The following is a 15,893-nucleotide window of genomic DNA, read 5'->3' as shown; positions in this document are numbered from 1 at the left end:
CATGCCCGCCTGCAGCGATGCGGGGTCTACATTGCCCCCCTCGGCACTGCTGGCGCAGCTGCGCGCCGCAGCGCCGAGCCTGCAGCAGCGCGTGCCGCTGCAAGACGACGCCGGCCGCTGGCACCGGCTGCAGATCGGCGCACGGCGCTTGCGCGCAGCATTGCCGATCACATTCACCCCGTATGCGTCGGTGCGGCCCTGTTCGGCACGCTGCGGGTTCTGTTCGGAAAACCTGCGCCAGCACGGCAGTGGTCCGGCGGCCTCGATGCTGCGCCCGGGGCCCGCCTATTTCAGGCAGCTGCGTGAGGTATTGCAGCTGCTGCACGCAGTGCCGTTGTCGTATTCATTGTCCGGTCTGGAAATGACCGACGATCCGGACTGGCTGCAGACCTTGCTGCAGACCTTGTCGACCACCGCCGAGGGTCCGCAGGTCGAGCAGCGCGTGCTGTACAGCAACGGCGCCGGTCTGGCGCGTGCGCATGGCGGCCTTTTGCTCGAGGCACTGCTGCAGTTCGGCCTGTCGTGGATCGAGCTGTCGCGCCACCATCCAGTGCAGGCGCGCAACGATGCGATCATGCGTTTCCGCCCCGGCGAGCCGGTTGCCGAGGCGGGCGTCTTCCTGCAGACCGCCCGCCGCTTGGCTGCGCGTCTGCCGGTACGCCTGGTCTGCATCGTGCAACGCGGCGGTGTGTGCAGTGCCGATGATGTTGCGCAGTACATCGACTGGGCACGCAGCTGTGGTGGACAGCAGGTGATCTTCCGTGAGCTGTCGCGGCTGGACGATGCGTATCGCAGCAATGGCACCTGGCGCTACATCGCACAGCATCGCGTCGGGGTGGAGCCATTGCTGGCCGAGTGCATGCAACAGCCGTGGTGGTCGCGTTGGCAGCTGGACAGCATGACCGAAGGGTATTACTTCTGGAATGTGCGCCTGCGCAGCGCGGACGGCATGCAGGTGGTATTCGAAAGCGCCGACTATGCCGCGATGCATGCGCGTCACGCCACCGGGGATGTGTACAAGCTGGTGTTCTTTGCCAATGGGCGCCTGTGCGCAGGTTGGGACCCGGACGCAGATGTGTTGTGGGACGCCGCCGGGGCGGAAGCGCGCGATGGATGAGTTCGATCAGCGCAGCTGGTGGACGCCGGCGGCGGACGATGCGGCCTGGGCCTTGCCCGATGATCTACGGGCCGCCGATCCACTCAACGGGCGCGACTGCGGATGGGTCAACCAGATGCGGCCGTTCGTGCGCCATTTCAGCCAGCCGGGCGAGCAGGTGTTCGACCCGTTCTGCGGGTTTGGCAGCACCTTGCTGGCGGCGGCCTTCGAAGGTCGCGCTACCCACGGCATGGAGATCGATGCCGGGCGCGCCCAGCTGGCCCGCACGCGCCTGCAACGGCACGGGGTGACGGCGCCGATCGTGGTCGGCAGCCTGGTGCATGCCGCCCCGGCGTCAACGGTTGATCTATGCCTGACCAACGTGCCGTACTTCGGTTGTCAGTGGCGCGGGCAGACAGTGCCGGGCCAGCTGTATGCCAGTGCCGACTACGCCAGCTATCTCGCGGGAATGCGCGCTATATTCCACGCGCTACGGCGGCGAATGCGGCCAGGTGCATTCGGCGTGGCCATGGTCCAGAACGTGCGCATCGGCGGGCGCTTGCTGCCGCAGGCGTGGGACCTAGGGCGGCTGGTGGGCAGCCTGTTCACACTGCACGAGGAGCGCGTGCTGTGCTACCAGCGCCCGGCCGATGCGCTGCCCCACGCGCGCACCGACAGCAACCGCAGCCACGAGTACGCACTGATCTTCCAGCGCTGCCATGCCCGGATGGACCTGCAGCAGGCGGCACAACTGCTGCAGGCGGTGCAGGCGCTGGGCCTGCCGGTGGTGTTGCACGGCAGTTACGCGCGCTGGTTGCAGTCGCCGACGCTGGTGCCGGACGGCCCGGCGGACCTGGATCTGATGCTGGCTGCCGAGCAGCCGCTCTGGGACTGCCTGACCAGCTGGCTGCAGGCGCAGGGCTTCAGCCTGAGCCTGTGGGGCGAGCCGTGCCGCGCACCTGTGCCGTTGGCGGCGGTGCGCGCCCATCACTACCTGCGCGCCGAGCGCATCGGTGCCGACGGCAGCCGCCTGCAGTTGGACCTGCAACTGCCAGCGGATGAACCGCCGGTGCCCTGAGCCGGCAACGCGACGCCGCGCGCACATGGCTTGCGGCTATGCTTTGAGCGGTTTTGGATGATGGAATCTCCCAATGTCTTGCACTTCCCTGATCGCGCGTGGCGCGCTGCTCGGCGCGCTGGCAACCCTGGTCAGCTGCGGTGGCAGCAAGGGCGACACGATGCTGATGCGCGAGTCGTTCAATTCCGATGACACCTATTCGCGCAGTGTGGCGGCCAGTTCGCCACAGGCCTGCGAAGCCGCACGCCGCGTGTTGCTGAGCCAGGGCTACGCGGTCACGCGCGCCGACGCCGCGGCAGTGGAGGGCAGCAAGAATTTCCAGCTGAAGGAAGCCGAGCAGAGCGAGCAGCTCAACCTGCGCATTTCCTGCGCAACCCAGGATGGCGGCAAGGCGCAGGTGTTCGTCAGTGCGTTGCAGGATCGCTACGCACTGAAGAAGAGCTCGACCTCGGCCAGCGTGGGCGTCGGCGTGCTGGGTTCGTTGTCGTTGCCGGTGGGCAGTAGTGGCGACTCGCTGGTGCGCGTGTCCAGCACCACGGTGCAGGATGCGGCCTTCTACAAGCGCTTCTTCGAACGCCTGAACTCGTATCTGCCCAAGGTGACCGACGTGGCGCCCGCCGCAGCGAGCGCTGCGCCGACACCGACACCTGTGGCTCCGCACCCGCCCGCGCCGGTGCCTGCAGCGGCATCCACCACTGCGCCGGCAGTCGGCACGCCAGCTGCCGCAGCCACGCCGCCGGCCGCATCCAGCACCGTGGCGCAGCCGCCGGTTGCACCGTTGCCGGTGGAAGCGCAGGACCCGCCGCCGGCGCCGGTCGATGTGCCACAGAGCGAGCCCGCCAAGCAGCCGTGATGGCGCGGTTCACGCACCGCTCCAAAGCCTGAATAGAGGGGCGTGCGCTTCACGTCGTGTTCTCGACGCAGCGAACAGAGTGCAGCCATGACTCGCCGAATGGGCGAGAACGATGGAGACCGACGATGAAGATGCGTAATTCCTTGCTGGGTATGTCCCTGATTGGCCTGATGGCGACGAGCACGTTTGCACAGGCGCAGAACTACTCGCATCAGCAGCGGTATTCCGAGGCGGACGAAGGCCGCAAATTCTCCGACGGCACCCGCGTGCGCTGCCGTAACGTGGAAGTGCAGAAGAACTCGACCGACCCCAATCGCATCGGCGGTACCGTTGCCGGCGCCGCGATCGGCGGCCTGCTCGGCAACCAGGTCGGCGGCGGCAACGGCAAGAAGCTGGCCACGGTGGCCGGTGCAGTAGCCGGTGGCGCGGCAGGCCGCACCATCCAGGGCAATCGCCAGCAGGCCAATGGCAACCGCCAGGTCGAGCGCGTCTGCGAACGTCACTAAGCCTGATGTGGTGACTGTCATAAGCCCCGGCCCTGCCGGGGCTTTCTTTATTGCCAAGGCGGCTGCGTGCTGCCGAGTCGACCGCTGACCGATGCGCGCCTTCCGGATCCGCACACTGCAACACCTGCTGATGCGACATGCAACGCGACACCGCGTTGCTGCGGTGGTGTGCACCGTTGCCGTGTTGGTTGCGCAGGTGCAGCAGGTCGCTGGCGCGGCGCCCAGTGCGGCCGCAACCGCGGCCAGCGCCGACTGCGTGGAAGGGCTGCTCCGCCGGCTGGGCTGGAGGATCGAGCGCGGCGCCGTATCTGCACCGGTCATCGAGCGTGGTGCGCCGTGCACGCGCGGCTCGCTTGCGCAGGCGCGTGCTGCCGGCGACCTGAAGTTGACCGTGCCGGCCGCCTGGGATGCGCAACAGCGCCGCGCGTCGCTGACGGCGTTGCTGGATGACAGCGCCACCCAGTGTGCTTACGCGTTCGAGGTCGGTGCGGCAACGCGCCGCGCCGTAAGCCAGTTGCAGGACAATCCTGGGTATCGGTTTTCAGCGCTGCAGCTGGGCTGGATTGGCTTCGGTTGGCGCGGTGCGGCCGCGCAAGGGTGGAGCGGCTTTCGCAGTCTCGGCCGCGGCTATCAGCCGCGAGGCAGCAACGCACAGGCACTGGATGCGTTCTACCGGGGGCGGGTGCGCTCTGAATGCGGCGTGGGGCGGCAGGTTGCCCAGCTCGCCACCCAGCGCGAGTTGTACGGCGACGCGGGTTTCGACCAGGTGTTTACGCCTGGCGAGTTGTCGATCGGCACCTTCCTGACCTTGCACGACACCGACAGCATTCTGCTCGGCGCACATGCCGGCGATTTTTTTGCCGACGGCAAGGCGGTAAAGACCTCGCAACTCGGGCGGCAGGCCTTCGCCGGTGCGCCGGGTTTCATCGCGCATGTGTTCGACAAGGCGTTTCTGGACGATATCCACAATCAGGCCGAAAACTTCGTGGTGGTGGATGTCAGCGATGCCGCCGCGCTAGCCCTGGCGCAGCACGGGGGCTTTGCGCATTACGACGCGCTCAACCGCCAGATCTGGGAGCTGGCTCAGCCGTTGCGTGGACCGGGCAAGCGGCGTTTCGAGCGCCTGCTGTACGAGCGCGATGCGCAGCTGCGCGCGACCCTGGATGCGCAGCAGCAGGCACGGCTGCACCAGCTGCAGACGCTGCTGGACGACCCGTTCTATCAGGGGTTTCTGGTTTATGTGCATCCCAAGGGCGTCAAGCCGATCGGTTACCACGTGGCGCGCCTTCTCGACCGCAACCCGCGCACGCCGTATGCGATCGACCTGACCCTGCACAATTTGCGCACCACGTTGTATTGGCGATGGATCGACTGGCAGCTGCAACAGTGCGCTGGGCACATTGCCACGGAACAATCCATTGAGGATTCCGCGACGCCGGCGTACGCCGGCCGTGGCACCCTGCACTGATCAGATCACGAGGAGTCGTTATGGAACTGGGTATGGTGGGTTTGGGCCGCATGGGTGCCAACATGGCCGAGCGTCTGGTGCACGGCGGACACGTTGTGCATGGGTACGATCCGGGCGCGGCCGCACGCAGCAGTGCGCAGGCCAAGGGAATCGTGACGGCCGATGCACTGGCATCGCTGGTGGCAGCGCTGCCCAGCCCGCGCGTGGTGTGGTTGATGGTGCCGGCCGGCAAGATCGTCGACGACACCTTGGCGCAGCTGCTGCCGTTGCTGCAGGCCGGTGACATCGTCATCGATGGCGGCAATTCGTATTACAAGGATTCGCAGCGGCGTGCGGCGCAGTTGCAGGCCAGTGGCATCGCGTTTGTCGATTGCGGCACCAGCGGCGGCATCTGGGGCCTGCAGGAAGGCTACAGCCTGATGGTGGGGGGCGAGGAAGCGGCGGTGACCACGCTGCACCCGATCCTGGCCACGTTGGCGCCTGCGCCCGACAAGGGCTGGGGCCGGGTGGGCCCGAGCGGCGCCGGCCATTTCACCAAGATGGTCCACAACGGCATCGAGTACGGAATGATGCAGGCCTATGCCGAAGGCTTTGCGTTGATGCAGCACAAGAGCGATTTTGCGCTGGACCTGCACCAGGTGTCGGAGATCTGGCGCGACGGGAGCGTGGTGCGCTCGTGGCTGCTGGATCTGACCGCCGACGCGTTACGCCACAACCCCACCATGGCCGGTATCGCGCCGTTCGTGGCCGATTCGGGCGAAGGTCGCTGGACGGTGGCCGAGGCGATCGATCTGGAAGTCTCTGCACCGATCATCACCCTGTCGTTGATGGAGCGGCTGCGTTCGCGCGACAAGGATTCGTTCACCGACAAGTTGCTGGCGGCGATGCGCAACCAGTTCGGTGGGCATGCGGTGATGACCACCACCCCCGCCGCGCCGACGATCGGCAGCAAGGACGCATAAGCGCGATCCGTCAGACGGCCACGCGTGCCTTGCGGCAGGCGTGGCCGTCGGGTTGGGGCGGTGTGCTGTCAGGGTCATGCGTGTTGCGCGAAAGCTCACGCCAAGCCGTCTGTGGCAAGCATGCGGTTCGCCGCAGGTTCGAACAGCGCAGCGCTCAGGCGTATTGGCTGCACCGACGGATCGCATAATCCGACGTCATGCGCTTTCCGGGCAGCCGTGCACCCGCTGACAACGCAGGTGCTGTTCGATCACGATCGATGGCGCTGCATCGTCGTCACCCGCGCGGCGTGCGCAGCACAGGCGCATCATCGCCGGATGCTTTTGCGGACCGACAGCGCAAGCTCGCATGTTGATGCGCGTGCTATGTGGCCGCGCGCACCGTGTAGTTGATCGTGGCCTTACAGGCCGCGTGCGCCATCCAGCCACTGCACCTGGCCGCTGGCGGCACTGCGCTGCGCCAGCTCCAGCAAGTGGATGAGCAGCACCGCGTCGGCGCCGTCCACCGGCGCCGGGCCAGTGCCGGCCAGCGCATCGCGGAAGGCGGCATAGCACTGGCGGTAATCGCCCGGCAGGTTTTCGGGTTGATGGCTGTGCACACGCCCTTCGTCGTCGATGCGGGTGAGCGTGCCAGGCAACGGGTCCACCCCCCAGCCCACCGTGCCCGGACGGCGTCCGGCACGTAGCTGGTCTTCCTGCGTGTCCAAACCATGCTTGAGATAGCTGCCACGCGTGCCATGCACGGCAAAGCGCAGGCCGTTGTCGGCCACCAGCGAGCCGGCATGCAGGATCACGCGCAGCCGCGGGTAATGCAGGGTGACGTGGAAATAATCATCGCTGCGCGCCTGGCTGCGCTGGCGCTGCAGGTCCGCAGCGATGGCCTGCGGCGTGCCGAACAATTGCAGGGCCTGGTCCAGCAGATGCGGGCCCAGGTCGTACCACAGGCCTGCACCGGGAGCATCGCTTTCGCGCCAGCGGTCGCGTACCTGCGGGCGGTAGCGATCGAAGTGCGAATGGAATTCCACCACCTCACCCACCTGGCCTTCTTCGATCAGGCGGCGCACGGTGAGAAAGTCCGCGTCCCAGCGGCGGTTCTGGAACACGCTGATGACGCGCCCGGCGTTGGCGGCCGCATCGACCATGGCGCGTGCCTGCGTGGCGTCGAGTGCGAATGGCTTGTCCACCAGCACATGCTTGCCTGCGGCCAGGGCCTGCAGCGCGAACGGCGCGTGGGTGTGGTTGGGCGTGGCAAGGACGACCGCGTCGAGCGCAGGGTCGGCCAGTGCGCTGTCGAGGTCGGCAACCACGGTGACGTCGGGGTAGTCGGCTTGCGCCTGTTGCGGCTTGGACGACACCACGCTGTGCAACCGCAGGCCAGGCGTGCTGGCGATCAGTGGGGCGTGGAAGGTGTGGCCCACATAGCCGTAGCCGACAACGGCCAGATTGAACGGTTTAGGCATTGAAAACGGTTCATCGCAACGACGGAGGAAGCCAGCATGGTATTGCACACGCCTGTGTGCGCCGGGTTCACAACCTCTGCATGTTGCGGTCACGTCTGCTCGACGAGCGCCACCGCAAGCTCCACGCACATTCAACAGGAGCGTCTCGGATGAAGAACATGATGCATGCACGCAAGCTGCTGGCAGTGGCGCTGTCGCTCGGCCTGACCCTGGGCGCCTCGCAGGCGTTCGCCGCAATGCAGGACATGGGTGCGCACAAGGATCACGCCACCAAGGACCATGCTGCCGACAACATCAACGAGTCCAAGAAGCCGGTGACCGACACCTGGATCACCACCAAGGTCAAGGCCGACCTGCTCGCTACCGACAATGTGTCGGGCACCGACGTCAAGGTCGAGACCAAGAACGGCATCGTGACCCTGACCGGCACGGTGGCCACCCAGGCCGAGCACGACAAGGCCGTGGCCGTCGCCAAGGGCATCGAAGGCGTCAAGAGCGTCAAGTCGACCGGCCTGAAGGTCACCGCTGCGAAGAAGTAAGCGCAGCCGCTGCGAATGCCGGGCCGGCCGAGGCGAGGCGGCGGGACCGAGCACCAGGCGCACTCCCCAGGAGTGCGCCTTTTTGTTGCCTTGCTGCCGGCGTCGGGGAAGCTGCAGCGCTACCGGATACTCTCGCGGTTTTCACATTTGCTGCACGTATGATATGCCCATTCAGCTATGTCACGATGGCAGCTGATTTGCTGAATCGTTAATCTCGTTCGGGGCGCAATCGGAGACAATGCCGGCTGGTCCCGGGCACACGCAGCGAGCGAAGACAGACCTGGTAATGCAGACAACGGTCCAAGCAGACAGATGGGATCGCTGGCGCCTGCCTTCATTGGCGGTCGCCGTGTGCCTGATCGTCGTGGTGCCGTCGCTGCTGTTGCAGCAGATGGCGCACAACGCCAATCAGGCGGCGGTGTGGGTGTCGCACAGCCAGGATGTGCAGGAAAACGCGCAGCGCCTGGAGGCGGCGATGCGCAACGCCGAGTCGGCTGCGCTGATGCGGTCGCACGGCGTCGAGCGCCCGGCGCTGCTGGAGCGCATGCGCCGCGGGCGCAGCGAAGCCTTCGCTGCAGTGCAGCGTCTGATCGAACTGACCAAAGACAATCCTGCGCAGCAGGTGCGCCTGGGACGGATCCAGAGCACGATCGAGCGGCGGATGGTGCTGGCCGAGCGCATCGCCGTGACCACCTCGCCGGAGCAGATCCGCGCGCTGATCAACGAGATGACGCTGAGCAACCCGATCCGCGTGCTGATCGACGAGGTGCAGGTCGCCGAGGGACGCTTGCTGACCTTGCGCAATGCGCGCGCCGAGACCGAGCGCCTGCATTACGCAGTGTTGAGCTGGGCCGCGCTGGCGGTGCAGCTGCTGTTGCTGGCCACGGTGATCTGGCTGCTGCAGCGGCAGATCCGTCGTCGCCTGGCGGCCGAGCAGGAATACCTGCGCGCCAACGGCCGTGCCAGTTCGGTGCTGCAGACCGTGCGCGAGCCGATCGTGTTGCTGGATGCCAGCCAGCGCATCGTGCTGCACAACCCGGCCTTCGCCGAGCTGTATGGCCTGGAGGATCGCGGCAACGAATTGATGGCATTGGACGAGGTGGGCGAGGGCGCGTGGCGCGATCCGCAGATCCACCAGCGGCTGGCCGATGTGTTGCTGCGCGGCCGCGAGCTGTGGGATTTCGAGCATGAGCAGCGCGGCGCCGATGGCGTGTTGCGCACCATGCTGATCAACGCGCGGCGCATGCCGTTGCCCGACACCGCCGAAGAGGACGTGGTGCTGATGACGGTCAGCGATATCAGCCTGCAGAAGGCGTCGCAGCTGCGCATCCAGGAGCTCAACCGGCAGATGGAAGGCAAGGTGGAGCAGGTCTCGGAGGTCAACCGCGAGCTGGAAGCCTTCAGCTATTCGGTCTCGCACGACCTGCGCGCGCCGTTGCGGCACGTGGCCGGTTTCTCGGACAAGCTGGCGCGCCACCTGGGCGATGCAGCCGACGAAAAATCGCGCCATTACATGGAAGTGATCAGCTCCTCGGCGCGGCGCATGGCCTCGCTGATCGACGACCTGTTGGTGTATTCGCGCCTGGGCCGCAGTGCGTTGCGGCTGCAGGCGGTGGACATGCAATCGCTGGTCGCCGAAACCCGCGCGATCCTGGATTCCAACCTGCAGAGCGAGAATACCGGCCACCGTGTGGACTGGCAGATTGCGCCGCTGCCGGTGCTGGTGGCCGACGAAAACATGATGCGTCAGCTATGGATGAACCTGCTGGGCAACGCCGTCAAATACAGCGCCAAGCGCGAGGTGGCCAAGATCGAGGTCACCTATACGCCGATGGCCGATGGCGGCCATCAGTTCAGCGTGCGCGACAACGGTGCCGGCTTCGACATGGAGTACAGCGCCAAGCTGTTCGGCGTGTTCCAGCGGTTGCACAAGGCCAGCGAGTACGCCGGCACCGGCATTGGTCTGGCCAGCGTGCGGCGCGTGCTGACGCGCCATGGCGGCCGCATCTGGGCCGAAGGCATCGTCGATGAAGGTGCCACGTTTTATTTCGTGCTTCCCCCTGCGCTCGAAGCGCCCAACCAAGAGTTCACCGAATGACCGCCATTCGTACCATTCTTCTGGCAGAAGACAGCCCGGCCGATGCGGAAATGGCGGTCGACGCCTTGCGCGAAGCCCGTCTGGCCAACCCCATCGTGCACGTCGAGGACGGCGTGGAAGCGATGGATTACCTGCTGCGCCGTGGCGCCTTCGCCGATCGCGAGGAAGGCCTGCCGGCGGTGTTGCTGCTGGACATCAAGATGCCGCGCCTGGACGGGCTGGAAGTGCTCAAGCAGGTGCGCAGCGACGAGACGCTCAAGCGCCTGCCGGTGGTGATCCTGTCTTCTTCGCGCGAAGAGAGCGACCTGGCGCGCAGCTGGGACCTGGGCGTCAATGCCTATGTGGTCAAGCCGGTGGATGTCGACCAGTTCTTCAACGCGGTCAAGACGCTCGGGACCTTCTGGGCGGTGATCAACCAGGCACCGGAGCTGGACTGAGCCATGCCGCATGAGGGTGGCAATCTGGAGCAGCTGAAGATCCTTCTGGTGGAAGATTCACCGGAAGATGCCGAGCTGTTGTCCGATCAGTTGCTCGATGCCGGCATCGATGCGGCGTTCGAGCGCGTGGACAGCGAGCCCTCGCTGCGGAGCGCGCTGGATACGTTCCAGCCGGACATCGTGCTGTCGGACCTGAGCATGCCCGGGTTTTCCGGTCACCAGGCGCTGCGGTTGGTGCGCCAGAACGGCGCCACGCCCTTCATCTTCGTCTCCGGCACCATGGGCGAGGAGACCGCGGTCAAGGCGCTGCAGGATGGCGCCAACGACTACATCATCAAGCACAACCCAACGCGATTGCCGAGTGCGGTGGTGCGCGCGATCCGCGAGGCGCGCGCCGATCTGGAACGCCAGCGCGTGGAGAGCGAATTGATGCGCGCGCAGCGTCTGGAAAGCCTGGCGATGCTGGCGGCCGGCCTGAGCCACGATCTGCGCAACATCCTGCAGCCGTTGCTGATCGTGCCCGACCTGCTGGCCGGGCGCACCGACGACCCGCAGTTGCGGCAGCTGGCCAATGTGGTGGCCGAGTGCGGCCGGCGCGGCCACGAGATGGCCGAGTCGATGCTCTCGTTCGTGCGCGGCTCCAACAAGCCGCGCGAGCAGGTGTCCATCGCCAACCTGTTCCAGGCCGTGCAGATGCTGCTCAAGAGCAGCCTGCCCGACGGGGTGCGCCTGCAGATGGACAGCATCGCCTCGGAGCTGACCATCGAAGCCAACTACACCGAGTTGCAGCAGTGCCTGCTCAATCTGGGCCTGAATGCGATCCAGGCGATGCCCGGCGGCGGCACCTTGATTCTGGCGGCCGATCAGCACGATGCCACGCGCGTCCGCATGAGCGTGGCCGATACCGGCGTGGGCATGAGCGACGAAACCCGCGCACGCCTGTTCAGCCCGTTCTTCACCACCAAGGCCGATGGCACCGGGCTTGGCCTGATCTCGTGCAAGCGCATCGTGGAAAGCTACGGCGGCAGCATCCAGGTCGACAGCCGCCTGGGCGAGGGCACGCGCTTTGACATGATCGTGCCGATGCGTGCGGCGGCAGTCGTGGCGGCCGAGGCCGACCCGCCGCTCGCGCTGGGCCACGGGCAGCGCATCCTGTTGGTGGATGGCGAGGCCACGCGCCTGTCGCTGCTGGGCAATGCCCTGTCCAGTCAGGGCTATCAGCCGCAGCTGGCCACCGATGGCGCTGCCGCGCTGCAGCTGGTGCAGCAGCACGCCATGCCGGATCTGGTGATCATCGACAGCGATATCATCCTGCTGTCTGCGGTGGGCGTGCTGCTGAGCATGCAGGAGCTGGGGTATCAGGGCCCGGCGATCGTGCTGGAAGACATGGGCGCGCCGTTGCAGCGCGGGCACTTTCCGCCGGATATCCCGGTGCATGTATTGCGCAAACCGCTGGAGATGCGCCGCGTGTTCCGTGCCGTGGCGCACGCGCTCGAAGTGGCCTGAGGCCGCATCGGTCCGCTGCGTGCGTGCCGGATCACCGCCGGCATGCCGCAACAGTTGACGCTGACGCCGGCCGCATGCGCGAATACCGCATGACCACCGTGCTTCTCAGCCTCGGCAGCAATGTCCAGCCGACTCATTACCTGCGCTTGGCCGTGGCGGCCTTGCGCGCGCGCTTTGGCCCGCTCGCGGTATCCCCGGCATATCGCACGCCGGCCGTGGGCTTCGACGGGCCGGATTTCGTCAACAACGCCGTGGCGCTGCAGACCGATCTGGAGCTGCATGCGCTCGATCACTGGTTGCATGCGCTGGAAGACGCGCACGGCCGCGATCGCAGCGGGCCACGCTTCAGCGACCGTACCCTGGATGTGGACGTGGTGTTCTTCGGCGATTGCATCATCGAAGGCCCGGGCCAGCTGCGCATCCCGCGCCCCGAGCTCAAGCACGCGTTCGTGCTGAAGCCGCTGGCCGACATCGCGCCGGACTTCGTCGATCCATTGAGCGGGCAGACGCTGGCCGCGCTCTGGCAGGCGCATGCGCAGTACGGCGCTGCCTTCACCACGGTGGACCTGGAGCCCGCAGCGGCGACGGCCGATATCGCGCAGTAGCGCCGCCGCCCGACCGGCGTCACTGCGCCACGGTGGTTGCGTGTAGCGCAGGGCGATCGGGTGGATGCGCTGTGATCGGCGAAGGTGTCCGGCGTCGCAGCCGCGCGTGCAGGCACGCAAGCCCCAAGAGCGGCCGACAAACCGTAGCGAGCAGTGTCGGGTGTGGGCGCGGTCGGCGCGCATGAATCGGCGCGAGCGGCACATGCCGATCCCGGCACCGGCCGCGCGCCTGGCAGCTGTGCAGTCGTGGTGCTGGCCGCTCTAACTGAGCTGACGGCCGCCATCCACATGCAAGGTGTGGCCGGTGATGAAACCGGCGTCGTCCAGCAGCCAGCGTACGGCCTCGGCAATTTCTTCCGGCGTGCCGATGCGCGCCAGCGGGGTACGGGCCAGCAGCGCCTGCTTGGCGTCGGAGGGCTTGCCTTCTTCCGGCCACAGGATCGCGCCGGGCGCCACCGCATTGACGCGCACCTGGGGCGCCAGCTCCAGCGCCAGCGAGCGGGTGAGCATCTCCAGTGCGCTCTTGGAGGCGCCATATATGGGGTGGTTGCGCATCGGCTGCTGCGCGTGCAGGTCGGTGAGGTTGACGATGGCGCCATGGTGCTGACGCAGCTGCGCCGCGGCGGCCTGGGCAATGAAGAACGGCGCACGCGCATTGACCGCGAACAACGCGTCCCATTGCTCCGGCGTGGCCTCGCCCAGGACGGTGGGGAAAAACGCCGAGGCGTTGTTGACCACCGCATCCAGGCGACCGAACGCATCGATGCATTCGGCCACCAACTGCGCAGGGGCCTGTGGCAGGCGCAGATCCGCAGATAGGGCGTGCGCACTGCCGGCGCGTTGTGCGCACAGTTCGGTCACGCGTGCGTCAAGCGCCTGGCCGGAGTGGTGCGCATGCAAGGCCACGCGGTAGCCGGCTGCGTGCAGCGTGGTGGCGATCTGCGCGCCGATGCGGCGGGCTGCACCGGTGATCAACACCACCTTGGAACTGTCTGTCATGGCGTACTCGCTCGGCGTTGCAGAGGGCTCGGCTATCCTGTGCATTGTCCCCGCAACCGGTGCCCGCATGCACGCCGACCTTCCCACTCCCGATTCGGACGCGCTGGCGCACAGCGACCAGTTGGCCGCGCACCTGCGCGCCGAAATCCAGGCCGCTGGGGGTGCGATTCCGTTCTCGCGCTTCATGGAGCTGGCGCTGTATGCGCCGGGCCTGGGCTATTACAGCGCCGGCGCTAGCAAGTTCGGCGAGGCTGGTGATTTTGTCACCGCCCCCGAGCTTGGGCCGTTGTTTGCTGCCACCGTCTCCGGTGCGCTGGCCCCGGTGCTGCAGCAGCTCGGTCCGCAGGCGCGGGTGCTGGAAGTGGGGGGCGGCAGCGGCGCGTTTGCCGAAGTCACCCTCAAGCGGTTGCTGGAGCTGGATGCGCTACCCGAGCGCTACGCGATCCTGGAGCCAAGCGCCGACCTGCGCGAGCGGCAGCGCGAGCGCCTGGGCCGCAGCCTGATTCCGCCGGTGTTCGATCTGGTCGAGTGGCTGGATGCGCCATTCCCCGACGATTGGGATGGCGTGCTGTTCGCCAACGAGGTGATCGATGCATTGCCGACGCCGCGGTTCGCGTTGCGCGATGGCGAGGTCTACGAGGAAACCGTGGTCCTGGACGCGCAGCAGCAGTTTGCACGTGGCGAGCAGCCGGCCGATGCGTTGTTGAGCGCGGCGGTGCGCCACCTCGAGCGCTACCTGCAACAGCCGTTTGCCGACGGGTACCGCTCCGAGTTGCTGCCACAGCTGCCGTACTGGATCCAGGCGGTGGCCGGCGGTCTGAAACGCGGTGCAATGCTGTTTGTCGATTACGGTTATCCGCGCGGCGAGTTCTATCGTGCGCAGCGCGAGGACGGCACCTTGCGGGCGTTCTATCGCCATCGCATGCATGAAGACCTGTATCGCTGGCCAGGTCTGCAGGACCTGACGGCGTCGGTGGACTTCACCGCATTGGCCGAGGCCGGCACCGGTGCCGGTTTCGAGTTGGCCGGCTACTGCACGCAGGCGAGTTTCCTGCTGGGTAATGGGCTGGATGCCTTGCTGGCCCAGGCCGAGACGCGCACCGATGACGTGGGGCGCATGCGCCTGCGCGAGCAGATCAAGCGGCTGACCTTGCCCAGCGAGATGGGCGAGCGCTTCCAGGTGATGGGGTTCTCGCGCGATGTGGATTTCGCTCCTGCATTCCTGGCCGGCGATCTTACGTGGCGGCTGTGACCCCGGCGCTACGGCCGTTCCATCGGCCGCGTGTGTGGGTAGGATTGTGGGTCGCGGCCATCGGCGTTCTCATTGCGGTGTGCCTGGGGCCGCCGCCAGAATTTCCGGAGCTGCCGTCCAACAGCGACAAGGCCGAACATTTCCTGAGTTTTTCGCTGTTGTGCTGGGGGGCGGTGCAGTTGTTCGCAACGCGACGGGCGCTGTTGCTGGCGGCGTTCGGGTTGGTGCTGTTGGGGATCGGGATCGAGGTTGCGCAGGGGGCACTGACCACCAATCGCAGTGCCGATCCCTATGACGCGCTGGCCGACACCTTGGGCATCCTGGCCGGGTTGTGCCTGACATGGACGCCGCTGCGCTTGGTGATGCTGCGAATGGATCAGCGTCTGTTTGGTGCACGCTGATTCTGCAAGACGGTATGGGGAGGGCCGCAGATTCATGGGGTGTCCTGCTGGCAGTGAGGGTGCGGCGCCTTCGACCATGCTTTAAGAGCCGGGGGATCACGATGCGCACAGCGCTTGGGTCTCAACCTGATTGTCCACTACGGACAGATCAGGCGGAGAGCTGATCATCCGGGCCGTCGCTGCAGGGCCCTTGCCCGCCCACCATCGCGGGACACGCTGCAAGTACATCCTTGTAAGCTCCGTGGCGGCATCCATGCCGCCAAGGGTCCCGCGACGGTAGGCGGGCAAGGACCAGTCGAGTTGGTCGGTCCGCATGGATATAAACCAGCGACGATCAGGCTGGCGATGCGGTGACCTTTGCTTTCAATAAAACCACCAACCAACTGTCTGGCGTGGTGTCCTTGCCGATTGCGGGACCGTGTGGCGGCATGGATGCCGCCACCGAGCCTACAGGGACGTACTTGCGGCGTGTCCCGCGAGCGGTGAGGGCACCGCGCCCTCGACCAGACTTGAAGACAGCCAAGCGATCACGATGCGCACAGCGCATGGGTCTCAACCTGATTGTTCACTACGGCCAGATCAGGCGGAGAGCTGATCATCCGGGCCGTCGCTGCAGGGCCCTTGCCCGCCCACCAT

15 protein-coding genes and 1 other RNA gene are annotated in these 15,893 nt (G+C 66.5%); 13 read left to right on the top strand and 3 right to left on the bottom strand.

The features are described 5' to 3' along the window. Position 1 precedes the first annotated feature (1 nt). The 6 genes from OZ10_RS05660 (at position 2) to gnd (ending at position 5,963) form a co-directional block, all read left to right on the top strand. Positions 2-1,117 carry a hypothetical protein gene (locus OZ10_RS05660; protein WP_039564130.1) on the top strand — a complete coding sequence of 372 codons (1,116 nt, stop codon included), beginning with the start codon at positions 2-4 and terminating at the stop codon, positions 1,115-1,117. Further along, complete coding sequence (locus tag OZ10_RS05655) at positions 1,110-2,174, top strand: DNA methyltransferase (protein WP_039564116.1); 1,065 nt, start codon at positions 1,110-1,112, stop codon at positions 2,172-2,174. Before OZ10_RS05660 ends, OZ10_RS05655 begins: the two co-directional genes overlap by 8 nt. Before the next feature lie 73 nt (positions 2,175-2,247). After that, a complete protein-coding gene (locus OZ10_RS05650; RefSeq protein ID WP_039404363.1) occupies positions 2,248-3,027 on the top strand; it encodes a DUF2242 domain-containing protein in 780 nt (259 codons plus the stop codon). Positions 3,028-3,152: 125 nt separating this feature from the next. Then, entirely contained in the window at positions 3,153-3,533 is a 381-nt protein-coding gene (locus OZ10_RS05645; protein WP_039404365.1) for a glycine zipper 2TM domain-containing protein, read from the top strand. Between the two features lie 91 nt (positions 3,534-3,624). After that, entirely contained in the window at positions 3,625-5,001 is a 1,377-nt protein-coding gene (locus OZ10_RS05640; RefSeq protein WP_425598929.1) for a hypothetical protein, read from the top strand. Between the two features lie 20 nt (positions 5,002-5,021). After that, positions 5,022-5,963, top strand: coding sequence for a phosphogluconate dehydrogenase (NAD(+)-dependent, decarboxylating) (gnd, locus tag OZ10_RS05635; RefSeq protein ID WP_039404367.1), 942 nt, complete (start codon positions 5,022-5,024; stop codon positions 5,961-5,963). 398 nt (positions 5,964-6,361) lie between these two features. Here gnd and OZ10_RS05630 read toward each other — a convergent pair whose 3' ends face one another. Next, positions 6,362-7,420 (bottom strand): oxidoreductase, encoded by a 1,059-nt coding sequence (locus OZ10_RS05630; protein ID WP_039404369.1) that lies wholly within the window; start codon positions 7,418-7,420, stop codon positions 6,362-6,364. Between the two features lie 149 nt (positions 7,421-7,569). Here OZ10_RS05630 and OZ10_RS05625 point away from each other — a divergent pair, with 149 nt between their 5' ends. The 5 genes from OZ10_RS05625 (at position 7,570) to folK (ending at position 12,605) form a co-directional block, all read left to right on the top strand. Then, a complete protein-coding gene (locus tag OZ10_RS05625; RefSeq protein ID WP_039404371.1) occupies positions 7,570-7,959 on the top strand; it encodes a BON domain-containing protein in 390 nt (129 codons plus the stop codon). A 286-nt stretch (positions 7,960-8,245) separates the two neighbouring features. Beyond that, positions 8,246-10,057 carry a sensor histidine kinase gene (locus OZ10_RS05620; protein ID WP_039404373.1) on the top strand — a complete coding sequence of 604 codons (1,812 nt, stop codon included), beginning with the start codon at positions 8,246-8,248 and terminating at the stop codon, positions 10,055-10,057. After that, entirely contained in the window at positions 10,054-10,494 is a 441-nt protein-coding gene (locus OZ10_RS05615) for a response regulator (RefSeq protein WP_039404375.1), read from the top strand. The genes OZ10_RS05620 and OZ10_RS05615 overlap by 4 nt, the downstream gene beginning before the upstream one ends. 3 nt (positions 10,495-10,497) lie before the next feature. Next, positions 10,498-12,000: an ATP-binding response regulator gene (locus OZ10_RS05610; RefSeq protein WP_039564113.1), complete on the top strand. Its 1,503-nt coding sequence runs from the start codon at positions 10,498-10,500 to the stop codon at positions 11,998-12,000. A gap of 89 nt (positions 12,001-12,089) precedes the next feature. Continuing rightward, entirely contained in the window at positions 12,090-12,605 is a 516-nt protein-coding gene (folK, locus tag OZ10_RS05605) for a 2-amino-4-hydroxy-6-hydroxymethyldihydropteridine diphosphokinase (RefSeq protein ID WP_039404399.1), read from the top strand. A 131-nt stretch (positions 12,606-12,736) separates the two neighbouring features. Here the strand turns inward: folK and OZ10_RS20550 are convergent. Further along, a non-coding RNA gene (locus OZ10_RS20550) (sX9 sRNA) lies at positions 12,737-12,809 on the bottom strand. A gap of 57 nt (positions 12,810-12,866) precedes the next feature. Further along, entirely contained in the window at positions 12,867-13,604 is a 738-nt protein-coding gene (locus OZ10_RS05600) for a pteridine reductase (RefSeq protein ID WP_039564112.1), read from the bottom strand. Between OZ10_RS05600 and OZ10_RS05595 the strand changes: the two genes are divergently transcribed. Next, complete coding sequence (locus tag OZ10_RS05595; protein WP_184389875.1) at positions 13,603-14,856, top strand: class I SAM-dependent methyltransferase; 1,254 nt, start codon at positions 13,603-13,605, stop codon at positions 14,854-14,856. The two genes, OZ10_RS05600 and OZ10_RS05595, sit on opposite strands and share 2 nt — an antisense overlap. Beyond that, on the top strand, positions 14,844-15,257 hold the full coding sequence (locus OZ10_RS05590; protein ID WP_039564111.1) for a VanZ family protein: 414 nt from the start codon (positions 14,844-14,846) through the stop codon (positions 15,255-15,257). Before OZ10_RS05595 ends, OZ10_RS05590 begins: the two co-directional genes overlap by 13 nt. Positions 15,258-15,893: the final 636 nt, after the last annotated feature.

It is taken from the genome of Xanthomonas cannabis pv. cannabis (assembly GCF_000802365.1).
Classification (GTDB): domain Bacteria; phylum Pseudomonadota; class Gammaproteobacteria; order Xanthomonadales; family Xanthomonadaceae; genus Xanthomonas; species Xanthomonas cannabis.
Note: the sequence above shows the minus strand (reverse complement) of the source record. Positions and strands in the feature narration are given on the sequence as shown.

Coding starts and splice junctions, on each gene's coding strand:
- OZ10_RS05660 (WP_039564130.1), top strand. CDS start 2: ATGCCCGCCTGCAGCGATGCGGGGTCTACATTGCCCCCCTCGGCACTG.
- OZ10_RS05655 (WP_039564116.1), top strand. CDS start 1,110: ATGGATGAGTTCGATCAGCGCAGCTGGTGGACGCCGGCGGCGGACGAT.
- OZ10_RS05650 (WP_039404363.1), top strand. CDS start 2,248: ATGTCTTGCACTTCCCTGATCGCGCGTGGCGCGCTGCTCGGCGCGCTG.
- OZ10_RS05645 (WP_039404365.1), top strand. CDS start 3,153: ATGAAGATGCGTAATTCCTTGCTGGGTATGTCCCTGATTGGCCTGATG.
- OZ10_RS05640 (WP_425598929.1), top strand. CDS start 3,625: ATGCGCGCCTTCCGGATCCGCACACTGCAACACCTGCTGATGCGACAT.
- gnd (WP_039404367.1), top strand. CDS start 5,022: ATGGAACTGGGTATGGTGGGTTTGGGCCGCATGGGTGCCAACATGGCC.
- OZ10_RS05630 (WP_039404369.1), bottom strand. CDS start 7,420: ATGCCTAAACCGTTCAATCTGGCCGTTGTCGGCTACGGCTATGTGGGC.
- OZ10_RS05625 (WP_039404371.1), top strand. CDS start 7,570: ATGAAGAACATGATGCATGCACGCAAGCTGCTGGCAGTGGCGCTGTCG.
- OZ10_RS05620 (WP_039404373.1), top strand. CDS start 8,246: ATGCAGACAACGGTCCAAGCAGACAGATGGGATCGCTGGCGCCTGCCT.
- OZ10_RS05615 (WP_039404375.1), top strand. CDS start 10,054: ATGACCGCCATTCGTACCATTCTTCTGGCAGAAGACAGCCCGGCCGAT.
- OZ10_RS05610 (WP_039564113.1), top strand. CDS start 10,498: ATGCCGCATGAGGGTGGCAATCTGGAGCAGCTGAAGATCCTTCTGGTG.
- folK (WP_039404399.1), top strand. CDS start 12,090: ATGACCACCGTGCTTCTCAGCCTCGGCAGCAATGTCCAGCCGACTCAT.
- OZ10_RS05595 (WP_184389875.1), top strand. CDS start 13,603: ATGGCGTACTCGCTCGGCGTTGCAGAGGGCTCGGCTATCCTGTGCATT.
- OZ10_RS05600 (WP_039564112.1), bottom strand. CDS start 13,604: ATGACAGACAGTTCCAAGGTGGTGTTGATCACCGGTGCAGCCCGCCGC.